This window comes from Deltaproteobacteria bacterium (genome assembly GCA_028818775.1).
GTDB lineage: Bacteria > Desulfobacterota > Binatia > UBA9968 > JAJDTQ01 > JAJDTQ01.
Genome location: JAPPNE010000026.1, coordinates 1 through 7857, shown reverse-complemented (window position 1 = coordinate 7857; position 7857 = coordinate 1). Strand labels below are relative to the sequence as shown.

At 67.8% G+C, this 7857-nt stretch carries 8 protein-coding genes; all 8 read left to right on the top strand.

The window, feature by feature from the left end; genetic code table 11:
• Positions 1-191: amidohydrolase family protein (locus tag OXU42_02135; protein ID MDE0028189.1), on the top strand; the 191-nt coding region annotated here is incomplete at its 5' end.
• Positions 192-278: 87 nt separating this feature from the next.
• Positions 279-1112, top strand: a complete 834-nt coding sequence (locus tag OXU42_02130) for a CmcJ/NvfI family oxidoreductase (protein ID MDE0028188.1) — start codon at positions 279-281, stop codon at positions 1110-1112.
• A gap of 73 nt (positions 1113-1185) precedes the next feature.
• Complete coding sequence (locus tag OXU42_02125) at positions 1186-2661, top strand: amidase family protein (GenBank protein MDE0028187.1); 1476 nt, start codon at positions 1186-1188, stop codon at positions 2659-2661.
• 78 nt (positions 2662-2739) lie between these two features.
• Complete coding sequence (locus OXU42_02120) at positions 2740-3294, top strand: carboxymuconolactone decarboxylase family protein (GenBank protein ID MDE0028186.1); 555 nt, start codon at positions 2740-2742, stop codon at positions 3292-3294.
• A 5-nt stretch (positions 3295-3299) separates the two neighbouring features.
• Positions 3300-4355 carry an isopenicillin N synthase family oxygenase gene (locus OXU42_02115; protein MDE0028185.1) on the top strand — a complete coding sequence of 352 codons (1056 nt, stop codon included), beginning with the start codon at positions 3300-3302 and terminating at the stop codon, positions 4353-4355.
• Between the two features lie 285 nt (positions 4356-4640).
• A complete protein-coding gene (locus OXU42_02110; GenBank protein ID MDE0028184.1) occupies positions 4641-6770 on the top strand; it encodes an acetate--CoA ligase family protein in 2130 nt (709 codons plus the stop codon).
• A gap of 58 nt (positions 6771-6828) precedes the next feature.
• Positions 6829-7629, top strand: coding sequence for an enoyl-CoA hydratase/isomerase family protein (locus tag OXU42_02105; protein ID MDE0028183.1), 801 nt, complete (start codon positions 6829-6831; stop codon positions 7627-7629).
• 47 nt (positions 7630-7676) lie between these two features.
• Positions 7677-7857 (top strand): thiolase family protein (locus OXU42_02100; GenBank protein ID MDE0028182.1); only part of this gene is annotated, 181 nt, incomplete at its 3' end.

Here is a 7857-nt window from a genome sequence, read left to right as displayed (position 1 = left end):
CGGACGAGACCCCGGCGCGGTTCACCATCGAGGAGTTCGGCTACGACCAGCTCGTTTTCTCCACCGACTATCCCCACGGCGACTCCAGGTATCCCCACGCCGTGGATGAATTCCTGGAACTCGACCTGCCCGACGACGCAAAGCGAAAGATCCTGTGGGACAACTGCGCGCGGTTTTATGGTTTTGACTAGGTTTTTCGATTAGTGATTGTTACGGCCTCCGTCATTCCCGTCCCCGATCAGGTCGAGGGCGGGAATGACGATGAGAAGGAGGGCTCGATGGCGAAACCCCAAGAGGCGATACAGCCGGAAACCATCCAGGGCGTGGTCAATTACCTCAGCAGGGACACCGAGGCACCCGCGAGCTACGGCGGCCTGAGCCAGAAAGAGGCCGACCGCAAGCGCAAGGGCGACTACGAGCGCCACACGGTCACGATCCACAACGCTCGGCTCCTGGCCGGCGATCTTTCGCTGGAGCGCGAGGGGTTCGTGCTGGTGCGCCACGACACGCAGATGAAGGACTTCTACGACGAGGAGGAGCTGCGCTCGGTCTACTACAAGGAGACCGAGGAGCTGGTGAAGAAGACCTCCGGGGCCAAGCGCGTGGTGGTGTTCGACCACACGCTTCGCTCCGGTGACGAGGCCACGCGGGAGGCGAAGCAGGTGGGCGGCCCGGTGCGCGGCGCCCACAACGACTACACGGACTGGTCGGGGCCGCAGCGGGTGCGGGATATCCTGCCCGACGAGGCGGAAGAGCTGCTCAAGGGGCGTTTCGCCGTGGTGCAGACCTGGCGCCCCATCAACCGGCCGGTGATTCGGGATCCGCTGGCCATCTGCGACGCGCGCAGCACGGGCATGGAAGGCGCCATCCCCACCGCGCGCATCTACCCGGACCGGCGCGGCGAGACGCTCCACTACACCTTCAATCCCGACCATTACTGGTACTACTTCCCGCACATGGAGCGGCACGAAGCGGTGGTGTTCAAGACCTTCGAGTCCGAGAAGGACGGGCGCGCCCGCTGGACCCTGCACTCGGCCTTCGACGACCCGGACACGCCGTCCGACGCGCCGCCGCGGGAGAGCATCGAGATGCGCACCCTGGCGTTTTTCTAGGGAGTCGGGTTACGCCTTCGGCTAACCCGACCTACCTCAGAGTACGATTCCGACACGCTCCCAGGAGACCCACATGAGCAATTTCGACGTGGTGGAAACCACCATCGAGGCCGTCCACAAGGCCTACGAGTCGGGGCAGTTGACCCCCCGTGAACTGGTGCAGGCGTACATCGACCGCATCGAGGCGTACGACAAGAACGGCCCGGCGCTCAACTGCATCATCACGGTCAACCCCAACGCCCTGGAGGAGGCCGACCGGCTCGGCGCCGCGCCCCTGAGCGGTCCGCTTCACGGCATTCCCATCATCTTCAAGGACCAGGGGGACGCCAAGGGAATGCCCACCACCCTGGGCAGCGTCCTGTTCAAGGACTACTACCCGGACCACGACTGCTTCGTGGTGGAGCAGCTCAAGAAGGCCGGGGCCATCATCCTGGCCAAGGCCACCCTGGGCGAGCTGGGCGGCGGCGACACCCACGGCTCGCTCTTCGGCTCCAGCCGCAACCCCTATGACATCGAGCGTACGGTGGGCGGCTCCTCCGGCGGTTCCGGCGGCGCCGTGGCCGCCAACTTTTCCACCGTGGCCGTGGGACAGGAGGGCTACGCCTCCATCCGCCGGCCCTCCACCTGGAACTGTGTCGCGGGCATGCGCCCCACGCCCGGGCTGGTGAGCCGGGGCGGCGTCTACGACGGCTGGCCCGACATGACCGGCTCCCTGGGCCCCATGGCGCGCACGGTCACCGACATGGCCAAGCTGCTGGACGTGATGGTGGGCTACGACCCCGAGGACCCGGTGACCGCCCGAGGCGTCGGCCGCGTCCCTTCGAGCTACACCGATTTCCTCGACACCAACGGACTCGCCGGCGCCCGTCTGGGAATCCTGCGGGAGCCCATGGGATACACCTCGGAGCCCGACACCGACGATTTTCGCCAGATCACCGAGCTGTTCGACAAGGCGGTGGCGGACCTCAAGGCCGCCGGAGCCGAGGTGGTGGACCCGGTGGAGATACCGCAGCTCAACGAGCTCCTGGCACAGCGCTCATGGAACCCCAAGAACGCCGACGAGGCGTTCAGGCTGTACTACGGCAGGAGCGCCAAGCGGCCGTTCGAATCGCGCGAGGACGCCATGGCGTCGCCGGAGTTCGCCAAGGTCCACTACAACGCCCAGAACCGCTGGAAGGCGCCCCTGGACGCCGACAAGCACTACCAGTACCTGCTGGCGCGCGAAAAACTCATGGGAAACCTGTTGAAGGTCATGGCCGACCACCGGCTCGACGCCATCGTGCACAAGTCGGTGGAACACCAGCCCACGCTCATCCGCGACGGCATCCAGCCGCCTTGGGTCAACATGCGGGGAGTGCCGCACATCAACACGTTCCTGATCTTCGTGTCGTCGGTGGTGGCGCCCGGAGGTTTCACCCGGGACGGCCTCCCGGGAGGCATCACCTTCCTGGGAAGGCCCTACGACGACGCGCGCATGATCCAGTTCGCCTACGCCTACGAGCAGGCGACACACCACCGCAAGCCCCCGGCCACCACGCCGGCGCTGTGAATGCCCGACGCCCCTCCGCCATTCCCGCGGAAGCGGGAAACCGGCGGTGGGGTGCCGTTTCCGAGGGAAGGATCGAGCATGCCCCGCATACCCGAGTTGACCGAACGGGAGGCCATACCCGAGGACCAGCGCCACCACTATGACTCCATCATGGCGAGCCGGAAGCGCATCAGCGCACCCTACGCCAACCTGCTCCACTGCCCCGACGTGGCAGCGCGCACCGCGCACTTGGTGGGATACTCGCTCTTCACCTCGGACTTTCCCCGGAAGGAGAAGGAACTGGTCATCTGCACGGTGGCCCGCGAGATGGACTGTGTGTACGAGTGGGCCGCCCACTCCGGCCACGCACTGGACGCCGGGGTGCGCGAGGAAGCGGTGGCCGCCATCCGTGACGGCAAGGCGCCCGAAGGGCTGAACGAGGACGAGGCGCCCTTCGTCCGCTACGTGCAGGAGCTGCTGCGGCCGCCGCACCGCGTGTCGGAAGCCACCTTCACGGCCCTGCGGGAGCGCCTTGGAAATCAGCGGCTGGTGGAGTTGACCGGCATCGTCGGCGGCTACGTCGGTCTTGCATGCTCGCTCAACGCGTTCGCCATCGACGCGCCCGAGGGCATGCCGGTCCTGCCCACGGGGTGAGCGGCATGGCCAAGGCTTTGCGCGAGCCCGCGCTCGACGCCGCGGTCGCGAGCGGCATCCCGGTGCTGGACCTGGCCGGTTACCTGGCCGGCGTCCCCGGCGCGTTGCAACCCCTGGCCGCGGAATTGCGTGACGCCCTGGAGCGCGTAGGCTTCTACTACATCCACGGACACGGGGTGCCGCGACGTCTCATCGACGCCGTGTTCACCGAATGCGCCCGCTTCCACGCCCAACCGCTGGACCGGAAGATGGCCGTCCGCGGCAACGAGCACAACGTGGGCTACATGCCGGTCAACGGCTACGTTTCCCGCAGCTCGCGCGTGGAGAAGGCCACGCGCCCCAACTTCGTCGAGGCGTTCTTTCTCAAGCGCGATTTGCCGCTGGATCATCCGGACGTGGTGGCGGGGGTGCGCTACCGTTGCGCCAACCCATGGCCCGACGCGCGGGTCCTGCCGGGCTTCCGGGAGACGGTGGTGGAATATCTCGACGCCATGGAGGGGCTGTGCAAGCGCATGCTGCCGGTCTACGCCACGGCGCTGGACCTGCCGCCGGACTACTTCGACGCGGCCTTTCGCGAGCCCCAGTACACCCTGCGGCTGTCCCATTACCCGCCCGCGGATGAAGGCGACATCGATCAGTACGGCCTCGCGCCCCACACGGACTCGAGCTTCCTCACCATGCTGCCGCAGTCGGAGCTTCCAGGTCTGGCCATCGGCATGTCCTCCGGCGAGTGGGTGGACGCGCCCGTCGTGCCCGGCACCTTCCTGGTCAATTCCGGGGACATGCTGCGCCGCTGGACCAACCACCGGTTCCTGTCCACGCCGCACCGGGTGGTGAACCGCAACGCCGGCCGCGACCGCTACGCCATCCCGTTCTTCTTCGACGCCACCCACGACTTTCCCATGGCGTGTCTGCCTACGTGTCAGGGGCCGGACGACCCGCCGCGTTATGAACCCACGACCTACGGTGAGTACATGCGCTGGTTTGCCCGCCAGTACGATCACGTGCGCGACCGCGACAGCCATGAGCCGGCCGATCCCGGCGTGCCCACGGTCGGGTAACCGGGAGCGGGAACGAAATGGGCCGCCGGGGAGACGCCAATGTTACGATACCATGTCAATTTGATAACACCCTCTGTGGATAAGGGCTGTGAATAATGTCAGGACGCGCGAAAAACCGCCCTATCCATCCGCGATCCAGCGGATTGCCCAATATCTGGGCAGTGGTTTTCCCCTGGATTCCAGGGAGTTGCGGAGAAGGGGCACCATGGCGTTCCGGACCGCGGACGCAATCCACCGCCCGAGCCATGAGCCGGCTCGCCGGTAAGTGACTGTTTTTCAACGGACATGAGCGGAAACGACAACCTCAAGGCGCTGCTCCGGCCGCGATCGGTGGCGGTCGTGGGCGCATCCCCCAAGGGAAGCACCGGCGGACGGATCCTGGGGAACGTGCTCGCGTCCGGCTTCCAGGGCGCGGTCTATCCGGTGAATCCCAACTACGACGAGATCCGCGGCAAGGCGTGCTACCCGTCGGTGGGCGCGTTGCCGCAGACGCCGGACTGCGTGGTGGTGGCGCTGCCGGTCACGCGGGTGCTCGGAGTCATCGAGGAAGCGGTGGCCGCGGGCGTGCCCTCGGGCATCGTCGTGGCCGAGGGCTTCGCCGACGGCAACACCCCCGCGGGGCGGAAGCGTCAGGAAGAGCTTCAGCGCTTGGCGGCCGGCGGCGGGATGGCCGTGACCGGCCCTTGCTGCATGGGGGTGGCGAGCCTCAAGTACGGCTTCGCCAATTCCTATTTCTCCATCCCGGAAGACGCCGAGCCCGGCGGCGTCTCGCTCATTTCCCAGAGCGGCGGGCTGACCAACGCCGTCACCGAGCTGGGAGCGAGCCGCAACATCGGCTTCAACTACATCATCTCCAGCGGCAACGAGGCCGTGGTGGAGATGGCCGACTACATCGAGTACATGGCCGACGATCCCGAGACGCAGGTGATCGCCTGTCTCATGGAAGGGGCGAAGGACGGCGCCAAGCTGCGGCGGGTGCTGGCGGCGGCGACCCGGAAGAAGCCCGTGGTCGTGCTGAAGCTCGGGCGCACCGAGTCGGGCCGGCGCGCCACGGTGGCCCACACCGGCACCTTGGCCGGGCGCCAGGAGGCCTACGCGGCCCTGTTCCGCGAGACCGGGGTGGCCCCGGTGGAGACCATCGACGAGCTGGTGGAGACCGCCGGCCTGTTCCTCCACGCGCGCCTGCCGGCGGGCGGCAACGTCGTGTTCCTCACCATCTCGGGCGGAGCCACGGCGCTCATCAGCGACGTGAACGCCGCCGCGGGGCTACAGTGTCCGCCCTTGTCCGAGGCCCTCAACGAAAGGCTCCAGGAGATCCTCGGAGTGGAAGACCGGCCCTTCAGCAACCCCATCGACACCGTCGGGATGCCGCGCATCGAGCGGGGAGACAACCTCACGACGGTGCTCGATACGCTCCTGGACGATGACGGCATCGACCTCGTGGGACTGGCGCTGAGCGCCAAGCGGACCACCGGGCCGGGCCAGCAGAAGCTCCTCGACCAAGTGGTGACGTGCGCCAAGGGCTCCGCGAAGCCTCTGTTCGTGCTGTCCTTGGCCTCCAACAGCCTCACCGGCGACTACCGGACGTTCTCCGCCGACACCGGCGTGCCCATCCTGGAGGACGTGGCCGGCGGCATGAAAGCGGTGCGCCGGCTCGTGGACTACGCGGCGTACCGGCGCCGGGGGGAGGGTTCGCGGACGCCGGCGGCATCGGTGGATTTCCAGGCGCCGGAGCGCGGCGGCGCGCTGACCGAATACGAAAGCAAGCGGATACTGGCCGGTACCGGCATCGTCATGACGCGGGAGGCCCTCGCCGAGACCCCCGAGCAGGCGGTGGACACCGCCGCGCGCCTCGGCCTGCCGGTGGCACTCAAGGTCCAGTCGCCGGAGGTGCCTCACAAGTCGGACGCCGGCGGGGTCCATCTGGGAGCCGCGAGCGTGGAGGAGGTGGAGGCGGCCTATCTCCGTGTAATCCGGAACGTCAAGGCGGCGAACCCGGAGGCGCGCATCGACGGCGTGCTGGTGCAGGAAATGGTGACCGACGGCCTGGAGGTCATCGTCGGCATGGTGGACGATCCGCAGTTCGGTCCGCTGGTGATGCTCGGCCTGGGCGGCGTCTACGTCGAGGTGTTCAAGGATGCCGCCTTCCGGCTCGCCCCGGTGGACGAAGAGGACGTGCGCGCGATGATCACCGAGCTGCGCGGCGCCGCCCTCTTTCGCGGCATACGCGGCGGCAGGCCGCGGGACGTGGACGCGCTGGTGCAGTGCGTGGTGCGTTTCGGCGACTTCGTCGCCCACAACGCCAGCCGCTTCACCGCCGTGGAGATGAACCCCGTGATGGTGCGCCCCGCGGGGAGGGGACTGGCGGTGGCGGACGCGCTCATCACGGTGTCCGACGCCGGAGACCGGCGGTAGCCCTCGGTGTCTCACCGCCCGCGGGCGCATCAGGCCGGGCCGCATGCAAGGAGTCCGAATGAGCTACGACAACATTCTCTATGACGTGACCGACCACGTGGCCACCATCACCATCAACCGCCCCGAGTCGATGAACGCCATCAGCTACAAGGCGCGGGACGAGTTGCACGACGCGTGCGGCCGGGTATCGGCGGACCCCGACGTGTGGGCGTGCATCATCACCGGCGCGGGGGAGCGCGCCTTCTCCACGGGGCTCGACTTGAAGGAGCGGGCGCGGGAAGTGGACGACTCCACGTTCTTCGATAAGCGCCGGGCGCGCAATCGGGCGGGCAATCAGGGCCAGAACATGGTGGTGGCCGCGATGGAAAAGCCCACCATCGCCGCCATCCGCGGCTACGCCGTGGGCGGCGGCCTGGAACTGGCGCTGGCCTGCGACATCCGCGTGGCCGCCGAGGACGCCAAGCTCGGCATGTTCGAGGTGCGCCGCGGCCGGCTCGGCGGAGGCGGCGGCACCCAGCGCCTGCCGCGGCTCGTCGGCATGGCCAAGGCGCTGGAGCTGTCGCTCACCGGCGAGGCCGTGGACGCCCACGAGGCGTTCCGCATCGGCCTGGTGAACAAGGTGGCGCCGGTGGACAGCTACATGGACGTGGCGCGTGAGATCGCCCGCAAGATCTGCCTGGGCGCACCGCTGTCGGTCATCGCCATCAAGGAGGCCATCACCAAGGGAATGCAGCTCCCGCTGGAGCAGGGCCTGAAGCTCGAGAGCGAGATGGGCCTGGCGCTCTCCACCACCGAGGACCAGAAGGAAGGTTCCCGCGCCTTCGCCGAGAAGCGCCCCGCGGTGTGGAAAGGCCGGTAGGCCACGGGAAACCAAGTGGGGAAGGGCAGGGAGACAGGAGGAAAGTCATGAGCACGAACCTGAGCGGCAAGTACGCCATCGTCGGCGTCGGACAGAGCCCCCTGGGCAAGGTGCCCGAGATGGGGCCCATCGGCCTCTTCGCGGTGGCGGCCAAGAACGCCATCGAGGACGCCGGCCTCAAGAAGGAGGACGTGGACGGTCTCATCACCCGCGGACCGGACGACGTCT